This is a genomic window from Cysteiniphilum halobium (assembly GCF_003574425.1).
Classification (GTDB): Bacteria; Pseudomonadota; Gammaproteobacteria; order Francisellales; family Francisellaceae; genus Caedibacter; species Caedibacter halobius.
The window spans coordinates 1-19,033 of sequence record NZ_QLIU01000058.1; the positions used below are offsets into that span (position 1 = coordinate 1).

At 36.5% G+C, this 19,033-nt stretch carries 16 protein-coding genes and 1 other RNA gene; 8 read left to right on the forward strand and 9 right to left on the reverse strand.

The window, feature by feature from the left end; translation table 11 throughout:
* Nucleotides 1-110 precede the first annotated feature (110 nt).
* Nucleotides 111-656, forward strand: a complete 546-nt coding sequence (locus DNK85_RS09765; protein WP_119329388.1) for a MaoC family dehydratase — start codon at nt 111-113, stop codon at nt 654-656.
* Between the two features lie 175 nt (nt 657-831).
* On the opposite strand, the gene DNK85_RS09770 is transcribed toward DNK85_RS09765, so the two are convergent.
* The 3 genes from DNK85_RS09770 to DNK85_RS09780 all read right to left on the reverse strand — a co-directional run bounded on the left by DNK85_RS09770 (nt 832) and on the right by DNK85_RS09780 (nt 4,943).
* Nucleotides 832-1,437: an Lcl C-terminal domain-containing protein gene (locus tag DNK85_RS09770; protein WP_119329389.1), complete on the reverse strand. Its 606-nt coding sequence runs from the start codon at nt 1,435-1,437 to the stop codon at nt 832-834.
* 53 nt (nt 1,438-1,490) lie between these two features.
* The gene (locus DNK85_RS09775) at nt 1,491-3,335 is read right to left on the reverse strand and encodes an Lcl C-terminal domain-containing protein (RefSeq protein WP_119329390.1); all 1,845 of its coding nucleotides are present in this window, start codon (nt 3,333-3,335) and stop codon (nt 1,491-1,493) included.
* Nucleotides 3,336-3,515: 180 nt separating this feature from the next.
* Complete coding sequence (locus DNK85_RS09780) at nt 3,516-4,943, reverse strand: hypothetical protein (RefSeq protein ID WP_119329391.1); 1,428 nt, start codon at nt 4,941-4,943, stop codon at nt 3,516-3,518.
* 527 nt (nt 4,944-5,470) lie between these two features.
* Here DNK85_RS09780 and DNK85_RS09785 point away from each other — a divergent pair.
* The 3 genes from DNK85_RS09785 (at nt 5,471) to fabG (ending at nt 8,482) form a co-directional block, all read left to right on the forward strand.
* A complete protein-coding gene (locus DNK85_RS09785; RefSeq protein WP_162896663.1) occupies nt 5,471-6,328 on the forward strand; it encodes a universal stress protein in 858 nt (285 codons plus the stop codon).
* A 193-nt stretch (nt 6,329-6,521) separates the two neighbouring features.
* The gene (gene fabD / locus DNK85_RS09790) at nt 6,522-7,457 is read left to right on the forward strand and encodes an ACP S-malonyltransferase (protein WP_119329393.1); all 936 of its coding nucleotides are present in this window, start codon (nt 6,522-6,524) and stop codon (nt 7,455-7,457) included.
* A 284-nt stretch (nt 7,458-7,741) separates the two neighbouring features.
* Complete coding sequence (fabG, locus tag DNK85_RS09795) at nt 7,742-8,482, forward strand: 3-oxoacyl-ACP reductase FabG (RefSeq protein ID WP_119329394.1); 741 nt, start codon at nt 7,742-7,744, stop codon at nt 8,480-8,482.
* 4 nt (nt 8,483-8,486) lie between these two features.
* Here fabG and DNK85_RS09800 read toward each other — a convergent pair whose 3' ends face one another.
* The 3 genes from DNK85_RS09800 to DNK85_RS09810 all read right to left on the reverse strand — a co-directional run bounded on the left by DNK85_RS09800 (nt 8,487) and on the right by DNK85_RS09810 (nt 12,412).
* Nucleotides 8,487-9,659, reverse strand: coding sequence for a UbiH/UbiF/VisC/COQ6 family ubiquinone biosynthesis hydroxylase (locus DNK85_RS09800; RefSeq protein WP_119329395.1), 1,173 nt, complete (start codon nt 9,657-9,659; stop codon nt 8,487-8,489).
* On the reverse strand, nt 9,659-10,909 hold the full coding sequence (locus tag DNK85_RS09805; RefSeq protein ID WP_119329396.1) for an FAD-dependent monooxygenase: 1,251 nt from the start codon (nt 10,907-10,909) through the stop codon (nt 9,659-9,661). Before DNK85_RS09805 ends, DNK85_RS09800 begins: the two co-directional genes overlap by 1 nt.
* A gap of 120 nt (nt 10,910-11,029) precedes the next feature.
* Nucleotides 11,030-12,412, reverse strand: coding sequence for a S41 family peptidase (locus DNK85_RS09810; protein WP_119329397.1), 1,383 nt, complete (start codon nt 12,410-12,412; stop codon nt 11,030-11,032).
* Nucleotides 12,413-12,751: 339 nt separating this feature from the next.
* Here DNK85_RS09810 and DNK85_RS09815 point away from each other — a divergent pair, with 339 nt between their 5' ends.
* The 3 genes from DNK85_RS09815 (at nt 12,752) to DNK85_RS09825 (ending at nt 15,670) form a co-directional block, all read left to right on the forward strand.
* The gene (locus DNK85_RS09815) at nt 12,752-13,378 is read left to right on the forward strand and encodes a RodZ family helix-turn-helix domain-containing protein (RefSeq protein ID WP_119329398.1); all 627 of its coding nucleotides are present in this window, start codon (nt 12,752-12,754) and stop codon (nt 13,376-13,378) included.
* Entirely contained in the window at nt 13,368-14,342 is a 975-nt protein-coding gene (gene nagZ, locus DNK85_RS09820) for a beta-N-acetylhexosaminidase (protein WP_119329399.1), read from the forward strand. Before DNK85_RS09815 ends, nagZ begins: the two co-directional genes overlap by 11 nt.
* 176 nt (nt 14,343-14,518) lie before the next feature.
* Nucleotides 14,519-15,670, forward strand: coding sequence for a mechanosensitive ion channel family protein (locus DNK85_RS09825; RefSeq protein ID WP_119329400.1), 1,152 nt, complete (start codon nt 14,519-14,521; stop codon nt 15,668-15,670).
* 3 nt (nt 15,671-15,673) lie between these two features.
* On the opposite strand, the gene tmk is transcribed toward DNK85_RS09825, so the two are convergent.
* The 3 genes from tmk to DNK85_RS09840 all read right to left on the reverse strand — a co-directional run bounded on the left by tmk (nt 15,674) and on the right by DNK85_RS09840 (nt 18,364).
* Nucleotides 15,674-16,327, reverse strand: a complete 654-nt coding sequence (tmk, locus tag DNK85_RS09830; protein ID WP_119329401.1) for a dTMP kinase — start codon at nt 16,325-16,327, stop codon at nt 15,674-15,676.
* 134 nt (nt 16,328-16,461) lie between these two features.
* Nucleotides 16,462-17,709 carry a phosphopentomutase gene (locus tag DNK85_RS09835; protein WP_119329402.1) on the reverse strand — a complete coding sequence of 416 codons (1,248 nt, stop codon included), beginning with the start codon at nt 17,707-17,709 and terminating at the stop codon, nt 16,462-16,464.
* An 85-nt stretch (nt 17,710-17,794) separates the two neighbouring features.
* Nucleotides 17,795-18,364: a UPF0149 family protein gene (locus DNK85_RS09840; RefSeq protein ID WP_235842423.1), complete on the reverse strand. Its 570-nt coding sequence runs from the start codon at nt 18,362-18,364 to the stop codon at nt 17,795-17,797.
* 163 nt (nt 18,365-18,527) lie between these two features.
* Here DNK85_RS09840 and ssrS point away from each other — a divergent pair.
* Nucleotides 18,528-18,708: non-coding RNA, 6S RNA (gene ssrS, locus DNK85_RS09845), on the forward strand.
* Nucleotides 18,709-19,033 lie beyond the last annotated feature (325 nt).

Sequence of the window (19,033 nt, forward strand, 5' to 3'; positions counted from 1 at the left end):
GAAATATAAAGTAAGAAGAGAAAAGATAAAATAAAGATTAAGAAGAAGATGAAGTAAATTAGAGTGTAACATGATTAAAAATAATAAGTAAGTAGCAAAACAAAAATGACATGAAAACACTTAAAAATAAAGGGCTTCAGTGGCTACTGTCCTGTAGTGTGCAAAATAAGGAAAAAATAATTTCATCTGAGGAAACACTTTTCATTAAAAACATTTCTGAAAAAGATATTATAACTTTAAAAAATCAAAATATATTTTCCACTCATTATTCTCCAAATGCGTTTATACACCTTGCCAACAAGCATTCAACACTATGGCAACAATCACATACAAAAGAAGTGACCTTTACTATTCCTAGTAACTTTGCTAAACAATATGGACATATAGCTGGAGATCTAAATTTCATTCATATTTCAAATTTTGCAGCCCGATTATTTGGTTATAAAAAAGCCTTTTTACAAGGCATGGCTTCTTGTAATTTTATTATCAAATATATTGTTGAAAGTGGTATAAAATTACGCACCATTAAAGTCAAGTTTCATAACCCTGTTTATTTGGGCGATGATGTCACCTTATATATATCAACTAATCAATTTGAATTAACTGACAAATACAAAAAATTACTAGTAAGCGGGCATTATGCCATCAATCAATGAAAGGGAGCTTTACGAATCAAATTTCAGGCAGGTAGTAGCTTTGCGCTTTGCAGTATCTGTGAATGACACCATCAACTTAATTTTCCTGACAGCTGAAGTGATTAAAAAGAAGCAATGTAAGCTAACAGATAAATGGCATTTATATGAATAAAGGCATTTTTGATATTAGCTAAAGTTAAGTTGACGGTGCCGTTGGATCTGGACTACGAACAAGTATGACATAGCAAAGCTGAGTATCACTTTGATGAATAATTCTTCCATAAAAGTTGTTACTCTCATTATCCAACACTAAATACCACTCTTCTGCATTTTCTTCCTGAGTATAATAGGCCGTAGAGCTCCAATAGCAACTAGGAAAAAGGTTTTTAAATCGATTGCTTTCTAGCCAATTTATTGTATTTTTAGATGTGTAATTCATCAGGCTCATTAATTCATTAATTGTTGGCAGACGCCAATCTGTATAATGACAAAATTGAGCCCCCTTAGCATATGCCTTAGCATTATCAACATCATAAGTCTTATTGCTTCCTAGCAAATACCACTCTAAACCAGTCAATTTATCATATGTTTCATCATCACATGAACTATTATTATCATCTGCACCTTTTACATCTTGATTGAATCTTTGGCTAGGCCAGCTCCCAGGGCCACTAGGAGAGGATGATCCAGGAGCCTGAATGATAGCTCCGCTATTTTCATTTAAAGCTAAAATGTAATTTGGCAATGTTAAAATGAATAAACATAACACCAAAATTTTAAATTTTCCAAAAAATTTCATCATCTCTTCTTTCTTATCCTATTGTGTTATCCATTGATATATTTTCTTAAATTATTTTATTGCGAGTTTCTAACAAGCAACGCATAAACACTATTTGTGCCTGAACCTTTAGTCACTATATCAATGCTACCATCATTAATATTCAGAACATATGCTTGATCATTATTATTAGCAAATTGCGTATCACTCCAATAAGTTCCTGTTTGATCTAATGAAAAACCTTCATTATTTAATGTTTCATAGGGGGCTTTAGAATGATCAACAAGACTTTCTAATTCATTAACTGTTGGTAAACGCCAATTATGATATCCACAATCACTATAATTTCGAGCATAACTCTGAGCAGCGGTAAATGATAGTTTTGTTTCGCTTGCAACTTTCTCCCATTCTAACCCGGTTAGACTATCGTATAACACATTAGGGCAAGAGTCATCATTTGTTGATTTATTATCTAAAGGTTCGAATCTAGTATCAGGCCATTCCCAACCAGTTTCAGTAGAGGAAGTTGGGGAAGTATTAATTGGTGTGGTGGGAATTATTGAACGCAGATTATAAGTCAAGCTATACAAGGGTTGATCATCACCACTACTATATACATTTTCTACCATTGAGGTACTCTCTGGTGAAGTCAGTAATATATTTCCACTAACCGTACAGCTGTGACCTACTTGGAGTGTATCTATACCGTGACAGTTGTCTTCAACAATACTGACGCTATCTGGGAACACAGATTTAAAGGAAATGTTAGTAGCATCTACTGATCCTGTATTTTCAAATGTATAAGTAAATGGATACTTTTTATTAGTCGCAATTACAGGGTTAAGTGGGCTTTTAGTTCCTGTTATTAACAGCTGTTTACTTTGGGTATTAGCGCTTAAAACGACAGGGTTATTGCTTTCAGCGTAATTTAAGGTTGCTTGCATAGAGATGTTTTCCTCTTTCGTCGATAAAATATATCCTTTAATGACACATTTTTGACCTTGCCGCAGTACCCCTCCTATATTTGAACAACCATTATTGACTATAGTAACACTATTATTTTCTTCAAGTTTAACTGTCACTCCAGTGACATCTTTATCACCTGTGTTTTCAAATATATACTCAAATCTACGTTTTATACCAATAGGAATAGTTGCTGGAACGTTTTCTATGGAGCCATTTACTGCGAATAATGAAAAACCAAGCTCTGAAATCGCCATATCTTGTTCGTCTAATTTCAGATATGATTCTGAAACTTCCTTCTTAGACTCAACTTTGACATCACAACTTGCTTGAGAATCTAAGGTATTGACACAGTTAGAGCCTGGAAGAATACTAATATCTTCTGTAGATATAGGCTGATTATCCTTATTAACGAATTCTGCCTTGTCAAAATAGACAGGATTACTACTCATATTTTTAATATTAATATCTTCAATTTCATTAATATTAAAAATATGACTTGGTCCAACATTAATACCCAATTTACCATTTTTAATAGTGACTAGGTAAGGCTTTAGAGCTTCATTTGCCACATTTACTTTAATATTTAAACTACCACTTGGGTTATCTGTTTCTGGAGATATCAATAGATAGCATATCTGATTTATATTTAGATTTTGACATTCATCAACAACCCTATATTCTGAATTGGGATCTACATTAACTGTATATGTTTCATTATTAGATTCTGATATAACAAGATTGCTACCTATCCTAATAGGAAGTTTAACATTCACTCCTTGATAGGTCTCCAGGGATTTTGGAATAATCGCAAAATGACTTGATGCCGAATTAGACTTTGAACCATTTCCTCCTCCACTACAAGAAGCTAACAGTCCCAATACGGTAATAAAAGATAATTGTTTTATTACCACTATAGTATTTACTTTATTTTTTAAAAACCCAATCATTTTAGTCATCTTAAACTCTTACTTCATTACACTATCAAAATTAACATGTTATCTAATTGGCAATAGAAATTGTTAAATCTATTAACAATGCACAAGTTGATCAATCAACTTCTTAAGAAGAAAATTATTCAACTTGACAATAGATTATGATTTGATTATCTATGCTTACAATCAAATCATAAATTTTTATTAAGCAGTGCACTTAGTTTGAGGATTTTTAACCTCATGACCCAACACCATTATGTTCGAATCCTCACCCTTACAATTTTCATACCTATAGTTGTTGTTATTGTTTAAGATATCATCTGGATTAACACCATAAAGCACTTTGGTATCATCAATAAGTCCTAGGATTATACTGCTAGTATTAATAGCATAAAACATATAATTATCATTCGTAGGTTTTAGAGCCTCGAAATTTTTTGGTGTGCCAAATGTAGTATTAGCAAATGCAAAATTTATGCTTGAAGTATCTTCTGCTGCTAAATAATGGATATGAAATTCTGATGCAGCACCTGAATCTGCTACCACATCAAAGAGAACATTGGTTATTGGTTTAAAAAGAGGTGCAGTGATAGAAGAACTATTACTACTCTGCAATGCTTCATTCTTTGCAGACATAAATTCATTACCATTATTCAATACGTGTACAGTAGAATTATGATCAGCCTTAAGAGCTATAGTCGTAGTCTTAATCCTTACTCCACTGAGGGTAACTTCAGATTTATTAACATACAAACCATCTTGAAAAGAACCAGTTGGCACACTTCCTCCTCCAGCATAATCATTCTCTATCTCTACATTGTTTAGAGCAACATCACCGCTGTTATCAATTTCTATTGCACTAGCATACTGGTTATTTTGATCTTGTTGAGATAAAAATTCTATATTATCAAACTCCACATGAGTGACTGGGCCAAAATTAAGAATATTAACAAAAAATGGTACTGGTGTTGTTTCGTTACTGCTACCTTGAGACTCATTAGAGTTCATCAACTGTATCACAGCTTGATTACCTTTCTCTGGTTTAAATATAAATTTATTAATAAGATCCGCATGTTTGATCTGCTTCCCATCCAAAACAAGACTTTCGCCAAACTGATTTACTTGCAATTTGGGAGGCAGCTCAACAATAATATTATAAGTATATTGTGGAGTCATTTTGCTATAGGCCTGTGAAAGTTTAGCATTCAAATCCTCAAGTTTTCTTACATTATCAATAGTTATGGTTTCTAGCGGAGTATTAGTCGAAATAGACACCTTTGGATTGCCTGTTGCATCAGCGTCTGGACCAATATTTATATCAATCTCAGATTTGTCGTTATTTATCGTAAAACTAGCAAGATTCGGTGCCCCAATAAAAGTATATTTACCAACAGGAAGAGTTAAATCCCACTCTTTGTTATAATCTGGTTTAGCCCCAGCAACATTAAATATGTGAGTCTTTGGGATATTCCACCACCCCTTTTTTTTAATAGAATAAAGTAATCCAGAGTACTTTTGAATTCCCTGATATTTAACAACAACTTTAGCATCTGAAAAAGCTGTTGTTACAGATCCTAAAGTTGTTAACGCTGCTATGGTTATCATGGGTAGTAATTTTATTTTATTAATCATTATAAATACCTCATTTGTTAGATTTCAGTGTTTTAGACGGCATAGCACTTAGATCATTACAGATATTGCTTTAACTGAATTTTTTATAAAATAATTCTTAAAATGAAAATCCTCAACTTAAGTGTTTATATCCATAATCAAAATAACGATGCTTTAAATACCATCTCGATAACAATATAATAATTTATTATATGCTTGTAAATTTAATTATTGAATTCGACCGTCAACTTATTTTCTACTATAGCATTTTAAACCATCTAATTTACATACAAAATCAAAGCTAGCCTAGGTTCAGAATTAAAATCTCTAAACACGAAAGATTTAATGGCGCTAAAGATAAGTAATTCTTATGATTCATTTTCTGTTTCTTGTGGTTATGGAATTGAGTTCTTACTAAACATTCAGAATACTATCAACAAAACGAATAGTAGATATAACAACAAACCTGCTGGCAGTTCGCTAAAACTATTGATACACTAAGTTCATGGAACATTTTACCCATGGTTAACATTTATAGGGAGCTTACCATGATATACAAAAAAGCATTAGTTGCTATCAATATTTATGAAGATACGGAACATGTCATTGCATCTGCCAAAGCAATTGCACACAAGCTAAAACTTAAGCTTGATGTAATGACTGTTATTGATAATGCCGCTGAATTTGTGCCTGCTGCAATGGATTTTCAAAAAAGCTTGCAAGAAAATGCCAAACAAAAATTACAAGAGATTAAACCGCAATTTGATGGTATTAACGCTGAGTTTCATATTGCTCAAGGCAACCCCAATTATGAGATAACCCATTATGCCGAAGCGCACGATTGCGATTTAATTATCATCGGTTCACATGCACGCCATGGCTTCAACCTTCTATTAGGTTCAACAGCCAATAGCGTTCTGCATAAAGCCAAATGTGATGTTTTAACCATACGTATTCGAGAGAACAATCCAAATCAAGTGACAAATTATGGCAAAATCTTATTGGCTACTGATCTAGAAGATGACAGCGCACAAGTTGCTAATCTAACAAAAGACATTGCACATACTTTTGATTCATCCGTCTCAACTATCTGTGTTCAAGGTGATCCAACAGTTGTCACCGGCATTTATGGCATTGTACCAGAAGTTCAATCACAGCTTACTGAAGATATGCGGAAAAAACTCGATGATTGGTCAAATAAATATCAATTCAAAGGCCAACGTTATCTACAAGCTGGCAGTGCCGCTGATGAGATTACTGAAACTGCTAACTCACATGGCTATGGACTTGTCGTTATGGGTAGCCATCAACGCGGCGCCTTTGGCCGCTTCTTCTTAGGATCAACGGCCAATGCTGTGCTTCACCATGCCAAGCAGGATGTACTTGTCACTAAGCTTAAGGCATAAACGCTAGACTCTTAGTTCCTCTGAGCTCTTAATTTCTTTGATAATTTACCTTAATCAGTAACAAACCTTTTGAAGATTGGCGCAAAATTCACTAGGATAGTGCCAACTTTAGTAACCTGCACCCATCAGAAATTATTTTGCGATTTATTGCAAGCAACTTGTGACGGGTATAGATAATATTAGGAAGATCCATATGACAAAGACAGCAATTGTTTTCCCAGGGCAAGGTTCACAAAAGTCCGGTATGTTAAGTGACTATTACACGCATTTTAGTGAAGTTAGTGACACATTTACCGAAGCCAATGAGGCATTAGGGTTTGATCTATGGCAAATCATTCAAGAGGATGAAACAAAGCTTAATCAAACACAGTATACACAACCGGCATTATTAGCAACTAGCATTGCGATTTGGCGCGTGCTTAAAAACCACAGTAACATCACCCCTGCAATACTTGCTGGACATAGTCTGGGTGAGTATTCAGCGCTATGCGCCGCTGGCAGTATTGGTTTTGCTGACGCACTACGTTTAGTGCGTTTACGAGGGCAACTGATGCAATCTGCTATTACTGACAAGAAATGTGCAATGAGCGCCATTTTAGCATTGAGTAATGAAGACGTTATCAAATGCTGTGATGAAGCAAAATCAGCTGGTATCGTTGAACCTGCTAACTTTAATTCACATGGGCAAGTTGTGATTTCAGGCGAGTTAAAAGCAGTTGAAAAAGCCAATGAAATCGCAAAAGAGATGGGGGCAAAACGCGCACAACTTCTCCCTGTCAGCGTACCATCACATTGCTCATTAATGAAAGAGGCAGCTGAGAAATTTGCAACAGCTTTAGATGAAATTACAATTACATCGCCGACAATTGCCGTTATCCATAACTATGATGTTCAATCGCATAGTGATATGAATGATCTTAAAGAAGCTTTGGTCAAACAGCTTTACTCACCAGTTAAATGGACACAAACCATTGAAAAAATGGCTGAGCTTGGCATTGATCACATCATTGAATGTGGCGCGAACAAAGTTTTAACCGGTTTAAATAAGCGCATTGTTAAGGAGCTGAATTATCAAGACACTGCAACGGTTGAAGCGATGGATAAATTACTTGAGCAAATTAAAGCGTAAAGACATAGTGGATCACAGCCAGGATCGTATTGCCATCCACCTATAATTTAGGTGTTGGCCAAGTGTCAGTCGAAGCCTTTATTAAAGGCACTTGCTCAAGCCCCTTCGACTTACGCTCAGGGGACGATATATTAACTGCTGGCTGAGCTCAGTCGAAGCCACTATATAAAAGCACTTGCTCAAGCCCCTTTAACTTACGCTCAGGGGCACAGAGCAATATTAAAAACATATTTGAATATATCAATACAAGTAAAAACAAGTAAAAACAAGTAAAAGGATAAAAAATGAGTTTTGAAAATAAAGTAGTTCTTGTTACCGGTGCAAGCCGTGGAATTGGTGCAGCCATTGCTCAAGATTTTGCAGAAAAAGGTGCTGTTGTTGTTGGCACAGCGACCTCTGAAGCAGGTGCTCAGAAAATCACACAAACTTTACAAGCATATGGTAAAGGTCATGGTATCAAGCTTAATGTTACCGAAGCGCCTGATATTGAAGCAGCTTTTACCTGGATGAAAGATAATACTGGCCATCCAGATATCATTGTAAACAATGCCGGCATTACGAAAGATAATCTGATGATGCGCTTAACAGAGGAAGACTGGTTAAGTGTCATTCACACTAACTTAGACTCTATTTTTACTATTTCCAAAGCGGCTATTCGTCACATGATGAAAAAGCGTTGGGGTCGCATTATCACCATTGGCTCAGTAGTTGGGACATCAGGCAACCCAGGACAAGCTAACTATTGTGCTAGTAAAGCAGGTGTTATTGGCTTCTCTAAATCATTAGCACAAGAAATCGCATCACGCAATATTACCGTTAATGTGGTTGCTCCTGGCTTTATCCAAACAGATATGACCGATAAACTCACCGATGAGCAAAAACAAGCGATTATCACTCAGGTACCAGCACAAACCTTAGGACAACCTCAAGATATCGCGCATGCAGTCACATTCTTAGCATCTGAAGGCGCACGTTATATCACAGGTCAAACGATACACGTCAATGGTGGCATGTATATGGTATAGCTAATCAGCTATCTACGGCATGCTCAATAAAAAAACGCTTTAACCATTTATTTTTATTTACAGCATTGACTCCCAATGCCCTTAAAGGTCTAAGCAGGGGATGATCATTGCAAAAAAGCTTTTTTAAACCCTGCATCATTTGAATCATTAACTGATTGTCAAATTGGCGTTTACGCGCATATTTTGCCAATGCACTCACATCTGCAATGTTGCGTTGCAAACGCTTTGTTTCAGTTAACACATCAATCAAAGCACGCACATCAGCGAACCCTAAATTGATACCTTGCCCTGCCAGAGGGTGCATTGTGTGTGCTGCATCTGCAATCAATACCACGCCTTGTTTATAATAAGTATCAACATGGCGCTCAATTAATTCGAAGCTCATACGCTTACTTTGTAATTGTAGCTGACCTAATCTACCGTCAGAGGTAACACTTAGATGCTCATTAAACATCTCATCATCCATAGCACTAAGCTTTACAAGTTCCTCGCTAGCAATGGAGTAAACAATAGAACATAAAAAGGGTTCTGAAAGAGGTAGTAATGCAAGCACACCATTTTTTAAAAATCGCTGATACGCAATATTCTGATGCGGCTTTGCAGTTTTGACATTGGCAACGATTGCATATTGATGATAAGGGTTGACTGTACAATCAAAGCCATATTGCTGTCGAATAAATGAATCTGCACCATCGGCACCAACAATAAGTACTGCCTCAAGCAATGTGCCATTATCAAGTGTTATAGTGGTTTGTGACGAATAAGACGTTAACTCTACAATTTTTGACTCTTCAAAAATAGCCACATCCAACATTGTAAGTGATTGATATAGTTGTGCAACAATTAAGTCGTTCTCAACAATAGCACCCAAACTCATCAGTGAACATTCTTCTGCTTTAAGATATAATTGCGCTGTTGAATTCTGATCCCAAACATCCATTGCCACATAGTTATTTATTCGCGTATCAGCAATGTTATGCCATACATCAAGATCATTTAATAACGCTTGTGATGCTGAATTGATCGCACTGACTCGCTTAGGTGGTATCGTTTGATCAAATGATTTGACAATGTTTCTTGCTTCAATAACTGCAATTTTAAATCCTTTTTGTGCTAAACCAAGAGTTAAAGACAACCCTGCCATACCACCACCGACAACAATTACATCATATTTCATTACACATCTTTTCCATACTTTGATCGCATTAAGGTTGAACCATAATTATATTTGCCCATCATTAATTTGCTAAAGGTTTTTTTTAAATGCTGATCACGTTCTAAGCAATGAAGTATAAATCCTCTAGCAAGCTTAACTGGCAATGCGCCGTGACTAAACACACTAATCATAGAATGCGTCAACAGTGCAGTACGTTTATGATCAAACACTCTGGTTTCTTGATATTTACGTAAAACAGCAGCTACATTTTGTATACTAAGAAACTTTTCACTCATTAGTAAGTCGTATAAAACCCCAATATCACGAATACTAAGATTCAACCCTTGCCCTGAAATTGGATGCAAGAAATGTGATGCATTACCAAATAGTAATAGATTCTTTTTATAAAGCGTTTGTGCACGAATAAGCGATAGTGGAAAACTTTTAAGCAAACTTACATCAACAAAGCGCCCTAAGCGATAACCGACAAGACGCTGTATCTCTTTTAAAACATTTTGTTTTGACTGCCTCATCCAATCATCGACTTTATCATGATCAACACTCCACACGCAGGCCATTTGCCGATCATCAACTGGCAAGAGTGCAAGTACACCATCATGAATAAAGCGCTCATAAGCAATATTATCATGAGCTTTTTGCAAATAAAGATCAAATACCAACGCACTTTGCTGATAGTCATGTTTGTTAACAGCAATACCAGCTTTTTCACGCAATGGTGACTGCGCACCATCTGCTGCAATAATTAAATCTGCAGTGATCTCGTTAAGATTACCCTCTTTTGCAATCAATAAACCAAAACATTCACCTTGCTCACATAAATCAAGTACTTGGCAATTTTGGTAGAGTGTTATATGACTTTCATTAATAAGAGCGTGATACAATGCTGGCAATAAATACTTCATTTTAATAACAACACCCAAAAATGCTAAGCCTTCATCTTTGGCATAAAGGTTTGTCTGCGCATATTGTCCTTTATCTGATACATTTACCTGCTTTATATACTCAACATGGGCTTTTATCTTATGCCAAACACCTAAAGTATTTAACACGCAAACCGAGCTATATGACAAGGCAATCGCTCTATTGTCATTGTTGCTCATTTTAGTATTTGCTAATTTCTCAATAAGCGTAATCTGCTTGCCTAGCCTTGCCAAGCTTAACGCCATCAACATACCAACAGCACCACCGCCAACGATCACTATGTCGTGATGATTTCTATCTAAATTATTATCTTTATCTTTTCCAGTCATTTTCAATAGTAGTTATATCTATGCGCCTAACAAGCACAGACAATGCACACTATAGATAGTTTAACGGTAGTTGTTAGACTTTAGAATGCCTGATAGACATTATTCTTTGGATTCTTTAGTTTATGCATTCGCTAGCGCATTATTTGGCGGTATCCTGTTTATAGCATTGAGTACTTTCAATATACTGATCGCTTGTGCTAGCTGTTTGTCTTTATGCAGTAAACTCTGTGCGTTTTTATAATCTTTTTTATAGTTTGCTAGCGCTTCTTTTGTTGCTTTATCTTTTTGGCTGTCATTATTCGATACAATAGCATGCTCAAAACTACTTTCATCAAAGACTAACTCTAAATTACTGTTCTTACCTTGGTCATTTGTTATATTATCGGCTAACAGGTCAATTTCTTCTTCCTCAATAATAACATCAGGAATAACCCCTCTTGATTGAATAGCTACTCCATTAGGCGTATAGTATCGCGCTGTTGTTAATTTTACTGCATTAGTTTCTGAAATAGGAATAACCGTTTGCACAGAACCCTTACCAAAGGTTTTAACGCCAACAATCACTGCCCTTTGATGATCTTGCAGAGCACCTGCAACAATTTCTGACGCTGACGCAGAACCCATATTTACCAAAACAACCATAGGTAAACCATTAGTATAATCATCACTTATCGCATAACTGGTAATTGACTCTAATGGATTGCGTGACTTAGTAAAAACAATTTTTTTAGGATTTGCCGGTGTGACCTGTAAAAAAGTGTCACTTACCGCAACAGCAGCATCTAAAAGCCCACCAGGATTATTACGTAAATCCAACACATAACCTTTTAAATTGGCATTTTCTTTGACGAGTTTATCGATATTTTTCTTTAGTTCCTCAGCAGTATTGCCTTGAAACTGACTTATTCTTAAATAACCATATTCCTCTGCAACAATCTCAGATTTAACTGAATCCAGCTTGATATTTTCACGTATTAATGACAGTTTAATCGGCTTAGATGTCTTAGGACGCAGCAACGTGATCGAGACTTCTGTGCCCGGTTGACCACGCATTTTTTTTACCGCCTCATCTAAAGTTAAGCCTGCAACACTAACATCATTGATTTTAATGATATAATCTCCAGCTTTTACTCCAGCGCGCTGTGCTGGCGTATCATCGATCGGCGATATTACCTTGATGCGTTCATTTTCAGCACTAACATGCATACCAAGACCGGCAAATTCACCATGCACTGACATTTGCAAATCTGCAAAATCATCATCATCCAAAAAACGTGAATGCGGATCCAAAGACTGCAGCATACCATCAATCGCTCCTTCGAGAATTTCCTCATCCGTTAATTCATCAACATAAGCTTGCTTTACCAAGCCAATACTACGCGATAGCTTATCAATATGCTTTTGTGTTTCTGGGTTTTGCCCGACTTGGTTACCTTGAGAAAATACCGGCATACAAAGAAAACCAAAGAGTGTGATATATAGTGAGAAATTTATTTTTTTCATAGCCCGTACCTCTACTTTAGCTTATAAGAAGACATCCATTTATTCAGTATCCTGTTAGTTCTAAGTGTAGAAAGTATTTAAATATTTTCAAACAAAGATTAGAAACAAGCGTCAAAACCTTATGGCTATACCCCCTAATTTTGACAGTAAGCCACCAAAATCAAGGTGCATCAGAATCCTGATAAACATTTTTTGATTCAATACAGGCATGAATTAAATCAACCAAGAAGTGATTAAGTCGATATGAAAGCACACAAAAAGCAACGCAAGAAACACTGTAAAATGCTTAACGAGCATTATATACTTTAACGCAGTCACAATAAATCTAGCATTAATACAATGAATAGTTTTCAGCAACAACTTAAGCATTTACGCAAAGAACAACAATTAACCATAGATGGTGTTGCAAGTAAGATGAGCTTCACTGCTCAAACCATTCAAATGCTAGAGGATACAGATGACTTATTTTCACTAGAATTACCAACACAATCGCTTAAAAACTATTATCGCAAATATGGTGAGTGTCTTGGCATGCCTGAGCGCAAAATTGTTAGCATGCTAAATAGAATTGATTACTTGAATTATAAGCGCTCACGCAAGGGCAAAATGAAGCCTTTTGACTATCTTAACCGCTTAGTTATCCTTGCTTTAGTTGTTTGGCTTGGTCACACAGTTTATACGCTTTATCAACAACAAAAAGCCAATGCTCTAAAACAAAGTGTTGTTACTTTGAGCGCTCCTGTTATTTCTAACCCAAGTCATCAAATATCTCCAAACATAAGTACTAATGACAACCAAACCGAAACTATTCACCCCCCTACTTCAACCACAGTGACAGCTAATACCAATATCTCAAGTACAAAACAGTCACTAGATACCACGGCGTCAACAAACACACCAGCAATAGCTAATACAGTATCAACTAATACAACAGAAAACCAAACTGAGCAACAAAATGCACAATAACTCGATCACAGCTCGTTTTATTATTGGGATCGAATCTACCGAATTAACTACTCGTGATATCACTTGCTTGCAAAACAAACATGTTGTTGGTGTCATTTTATTTAGTCGTAATTTTGTAAGCTCTCAACAACTGCAAAAACTCACCACAGCAATTAAATCATGTCGAAATGATCTTATTATTTGTGTAGATCAAGAAGGTGGGCGTGTCCAACGTTTTAGTAGTGATCAATTCACCCCATTATCCTCGCTCTACACGCTTGCTCAACTCAATGATATGATGGGGCTTAATCAGCATGTAGAAACACTAAGCACTGATCTGAAAAATCATGGTATTGATTTTAGCTTCACTCCTGTAGTTGATTTGTATAATAAAGACAGCCGTGTTATTAATACTCGTGCCTTTGCCAAAAACCCCAAAACAGTAATACTCTTTGCAAAAAATTATATTGATATCATGCGACACTATGGTTTGCCTAGTGTACTTAAACACTTTCCAGGACATGGTAGTCTGTTAGCTGATTCTCATACTGAAAGTGTTATTGACAAGCGCAGCTTAAATGAGATTGAGCAGACTGATTTACTCCCTTTTATAACGCTTATTAAAGCAAATAAAGCCGATAGCATTATGATTGGCCATCTATCCTATCCACAGATTGATCATGAGATTGCTTCTCAATCGTCTTTTTGGCTTAATGATTATTTACGCCATCAACTTCATTTTGGTGGCATTATTTTTAGTGATGACTTTGGTATGTTTGCCGCAACAACAACATCTTATCACCCAATGGATAGTTGTCGTAAGTTCTTTCATGCTGGAGGTGACATCGCTTTATTGTGCAATGAATTTCGTGTTATTGATGAAACACTTAATGTTTTCAATCATTCTGTCTATCAAGATGATGAGACATTTAATTGTCGTTGGCAACGTTTTCAACAGTATTTTAAACAGCATCATTTGCCATAATATACCCATCATAAACTAATTGTACTACCTTAAGAAGTAACTTGTGAATATAAGCTTTGCAACGCGCTTACATCAATCATACCTAGCAAACTGGTCTACGATGGGTATAGCTTTCTTGAACTTCTCAAGAATTCCCCTAGAATGATGCGCATGTATAAAAATATTATCAGCGATTTATGGATCCTATTACACAATACCTAGACCTTGATAAAAACTACGCCGAATACGTTCATGTTGCAATTGTCATTATTACGATTTTAGTGGTTAATGTTGCTATTCGTGTTGTGCTGGCTATTTTTGATAAAAGCCTCGCTAAGAAATCACCTTATTTACGCATATTTTATCAAGCAGTGAATCGTCCTGTACGTTATATCACATGGATTATCGGTTTATGGATCATTTTGACACAGTTAATCCACTGGCAAGATAAACAAGCTCAGTCTGTTTTAAATATTGCTAATATGGCAGTCAAGGTTTTGGTGATCTTGTGTATTGCTTGGATATTAATGCGTTTTGCCCGTGGCATGCGTAAACTATTTATTGAAAAAAACACACGCACTGATGGTGGTTATAATGACTTTAGTATGATAGAAACAGCTTATAAAGCCTCTCAAGCGGTCATTCTCATTCTGCTGTTTTTTAGTATTCTTGGTGCACTGAATATCCCCATCGTTGCCTTAGCAGGAATGGCCACGGTGGTAACAGGCTTTTTTGCTATTACCCAACAAGAGCTTATTAAAAACCTTTTTGGTGGCACCGTCTTATATCTTGATCGCCCTTTCTCTGTCGGCGACTGGATTTATACCGTTAGCGGTGGTATTGAAGGTACGGTTGAGAAGATTAGTTTTAGATTAACCATTATCCGAGGCTTCGATAAGCGCCCTATTTATGTACCCAATGCTACATTTTTAACAACAGCCGTTGTCAATGCTTCACGCATGACAAACCGCCGAATTTTGCAATATATTGGCGTGCGCTATCAGGATTTCAGCAAGGTACACCAAATCTTACAAGATGCTCGTGATATGCTAAAAAAGCACCCTGCCATCGATCAAAAGTGTACAAACCTTGTTTGCATTGTTAATGGCAATACCAATATGGGCTCCAATGTAGAGGGTGTATTTGGCTCTTATTCAATTAACTTTATGATTTATACCTTTACCAAAACCACTAATTGGGTCAAGTTTCAAGCCACACAAGATGAAATCATGCTAAAAATTGGTGAAATCATCGAGAAAAATGGCGCACAAATTGCATTCCCAACAACCACTTTGGATATTCCTGAAGGAGTATTGCATCAAGTTACAGCTGCTAGCCATAAAGCGTAGAAATTACTTAACGAATCTTAAAAACACTTCGGTTAATTGTGCTTGAACTTGTTCAATTGTATTATTGGCGTCAATCACAACGCTTGTTTGTGGGTTTTCTTTAACAAGCCTTAAAAACACCTCACGCGCACGGTTGAAAAAATCTATTTTCTCTTGCTCAATACGATCTAATGCATTTCTTGATTTAGCACGCTGAAGTCCAATTTCCGGATCAATATCTAAGTAAATCGTTAAGCTTGGATGAAATGATCCAAGCAATAAATCATTTAATTGCTTAACCTTATCAAACCCAAGTTCCCTACCACCACCTTGATAGGCTAAGCTTGACCAGTTAAATCGATCACTTACCACCCATTTCCCACTGTTAAGTATTGGTTTAATCAGCTTTTCAAGATGCTGCATACGCGTTGCATACATAAGTAGGAGTTCAGCTTCGGGACACAACGTTTCTTCCTTATACGGGGTAATCAGAAGCTTGCGTATTTTCTCTGCTAAAAAGGTTCCTCCTGGTTCACGCGTAAATACCACCTCAATGGATCTTTGCGCCAAGGTTTCACGAATAAACTCAATGGCTGTACTCTTCCCGGCACCTTCTAATCCTTCAATAGCAATAAACTGTGCTTGTTGGCTATCTTGATTATTTTGATAAATTTTCATTTTCACTTAGTCTCTAATAACTATGATACATATGGCATCGTAGGGGTAAATCGCATGATACATATATCACCGTAAGAGTAATTCATAAATTGCATAATGCATACGTCATCGTAAGGGTAATTCATGAATTACCCTTACGATTTGAAAATTGATTGACCGAAGCTTAAAGGCGCCAACCCCATATAATCTGCAATACTTTGGCCAATATCGGCAAAACTCTTACGTTCGCCAATACATTCAGTCGTAATATTTTTACCCCATACAAGAAAAGGAATATGCTCACGCGTATGATCTGTTCCTTGCCAACTAGGATCACAACCATGATCTGCAGCAATAATAACCATTGTATCATCATCCAGTAGCTGATCAATCTCTGGCAATCGCGAATCAAAGTATTCAAGTGCTTTGGCATAACCATCAATATCACGGCGATGTCCAAAGCTTGAATCAAAATCAACAAAATTCGTAAAAATAAGTGAGTTAGGTTTAGCCTGTTGGTAAGTTGAAAGTGTTACATCAAACAATTCTTCTAAGCCTGTGGCTTTAATACTTTGTGTAATCCCTTGGTTAGCATAAATATCAGCAATTTTACCAATTGAAATCACCTCGCCACCGGCTTCTTGTAATTTATCAAGTAAAGTAGGTCCAGGCGGTAAAACCGAATAGTCTTTGCGATTGCCAGTGCGCACATATTCATTTGCTGATTCACCAACAAATGGACGTGCAATTACACGTCCTACCACCAATCCCATCTCATCAAGTAGCTCACGCGCGATTTTGCATATTTTAAGTAAACGCTCTAAACCAAAATACTCTTCATGCGCAGCAACCTGAAACACGCTATCTGCCGACGTATAGATTATTGGTTTTGCTGTTAAACAATGCTCAACACCGTGTGCTTTAAGCACTTCAGTACCAGAAGCGTGTCCGGCATCGATAACACCTTGCGTTAATTCACAGCGTTTTAGCCACTCATCGATAAATTCCTTAGGAAATACCGATACTTCTTTACCTTCTATATGGCTATTGGGCGAGAAATAATGCCAATCAAACATCACAGGCACACCAGCAATCTCCCAGTGACCACTGGGCGTGTCTTTACCTTTACTGTTTTCAATACAATAACCGTATTTGGCTTCAACAACAGGCTCTTCTTCATATAAATTAATCGTGAGCTTACGTGCACGACTTAGCTCTGCTGCTTTCTGTAGACCACGCCTGGCAAGATTCGGTAAATCTAATGACCTGTTATACTGCGCACGATAGTCAACAATATGTCCAAGCGTATCAGCACCTTGATCACCAAATAGTTTGGCATCCTTGGCTTCACCAATACCAAAAGAATCCATTAATAATATCATTACTTTCTTACTATTTAACACGAGCGTTTTCCTTAGAATATATGTATGAATATATACCAACTGCAGAACACTTATCAGTATTACTGCCATTAAATACTGCAATGACTTACGAACGATATAAACGTTTAAATCCAAACTCGCTATGGATCAGCAACACTGCTACTTTAGTATACTCAACCAGCTCCATATAAGCTCTTTCTTCGTCTTCTTGTCCGGTGACTTCATCATCATATTGCAAACGTGACATATCAATTAAATCAGCAATTGCCTCTTGAACTTCTAAAGAGCCTTTAGTGTAGTCGATTTCCATCAGTCCAAGTCCTGACAAAAAACCTTGACACCACATGGCCAACGCATCAATGCGCATATAAAACTTTTCGTCATCATCAGGGATCAATAAATCAAAATGCATGTCTTGCGCCAAAAACTGTGCTTTCGTTACCTGATACATTTCAGCTAATACTTTTAATGCGCTTTGCGCTAAAATATCACCAACTTCAATCGGTTCAGCCATTAATGAATCCATCCATGCTTTAATGCGTACTTCAGCCCCTCCAGTAAAAAGAGCACATAACAAAGCATGTGCCTCAGAAGCTTCAGATAAGGCGTTAACTTTGCGCAGTGCGTCAGTGACTTCCTGATAATCAGGTAACAGTTGTTTTTCCATCGTTTGCATGAGTATTTATATTATTATAATCAAGATGCATCTATCGTATCATTGTCGATTATTTTTATCTATACTGCCGACAAATGATTTTCAAACGGTATGATCTTTTTTTTTACAACAAATCACTTGCACTTAATAACATATGCTTCTATGATTTCTAGTGTAAGTTTAGTGTTGCCTGTGCTGTTAGCCAGTCTTTACATTCTTGAGCCGATGTATTTATATCGGGAGCGTAGATACTTGTTTTAGTGTGCATGCTTGGTCTGACTAAGAAGCCTAACGAACAGCAAACGTACCCACTTGGTTCTTGAGGGTTCAAGAGCCATGTAAGCAGCGGCAGATATGGGCGGCACTATAAAGATTCTCTGCTTTTTTCGGTCATATATTTTTATCAACCGTTTTTTATTCGACACGTTTATTATTAATTATTGTTATTCGATAGATTATTAAATATTAATTATAATTATCAATGAGCTCATATAAACTCTAAAAGTACAGGATAAAACACATTCATTACAACCCTACCCATTATAGATTATGACGTCTTACTAAGGATATTGATGATGGATGTGTGACTATAATACATATCAAGGATATATCACATGCAATATAAGTCATATTTTTTTAGAAAATTCATCAAATCTGCACTTGCCAAAAACCACACTACAGGACAGTAGC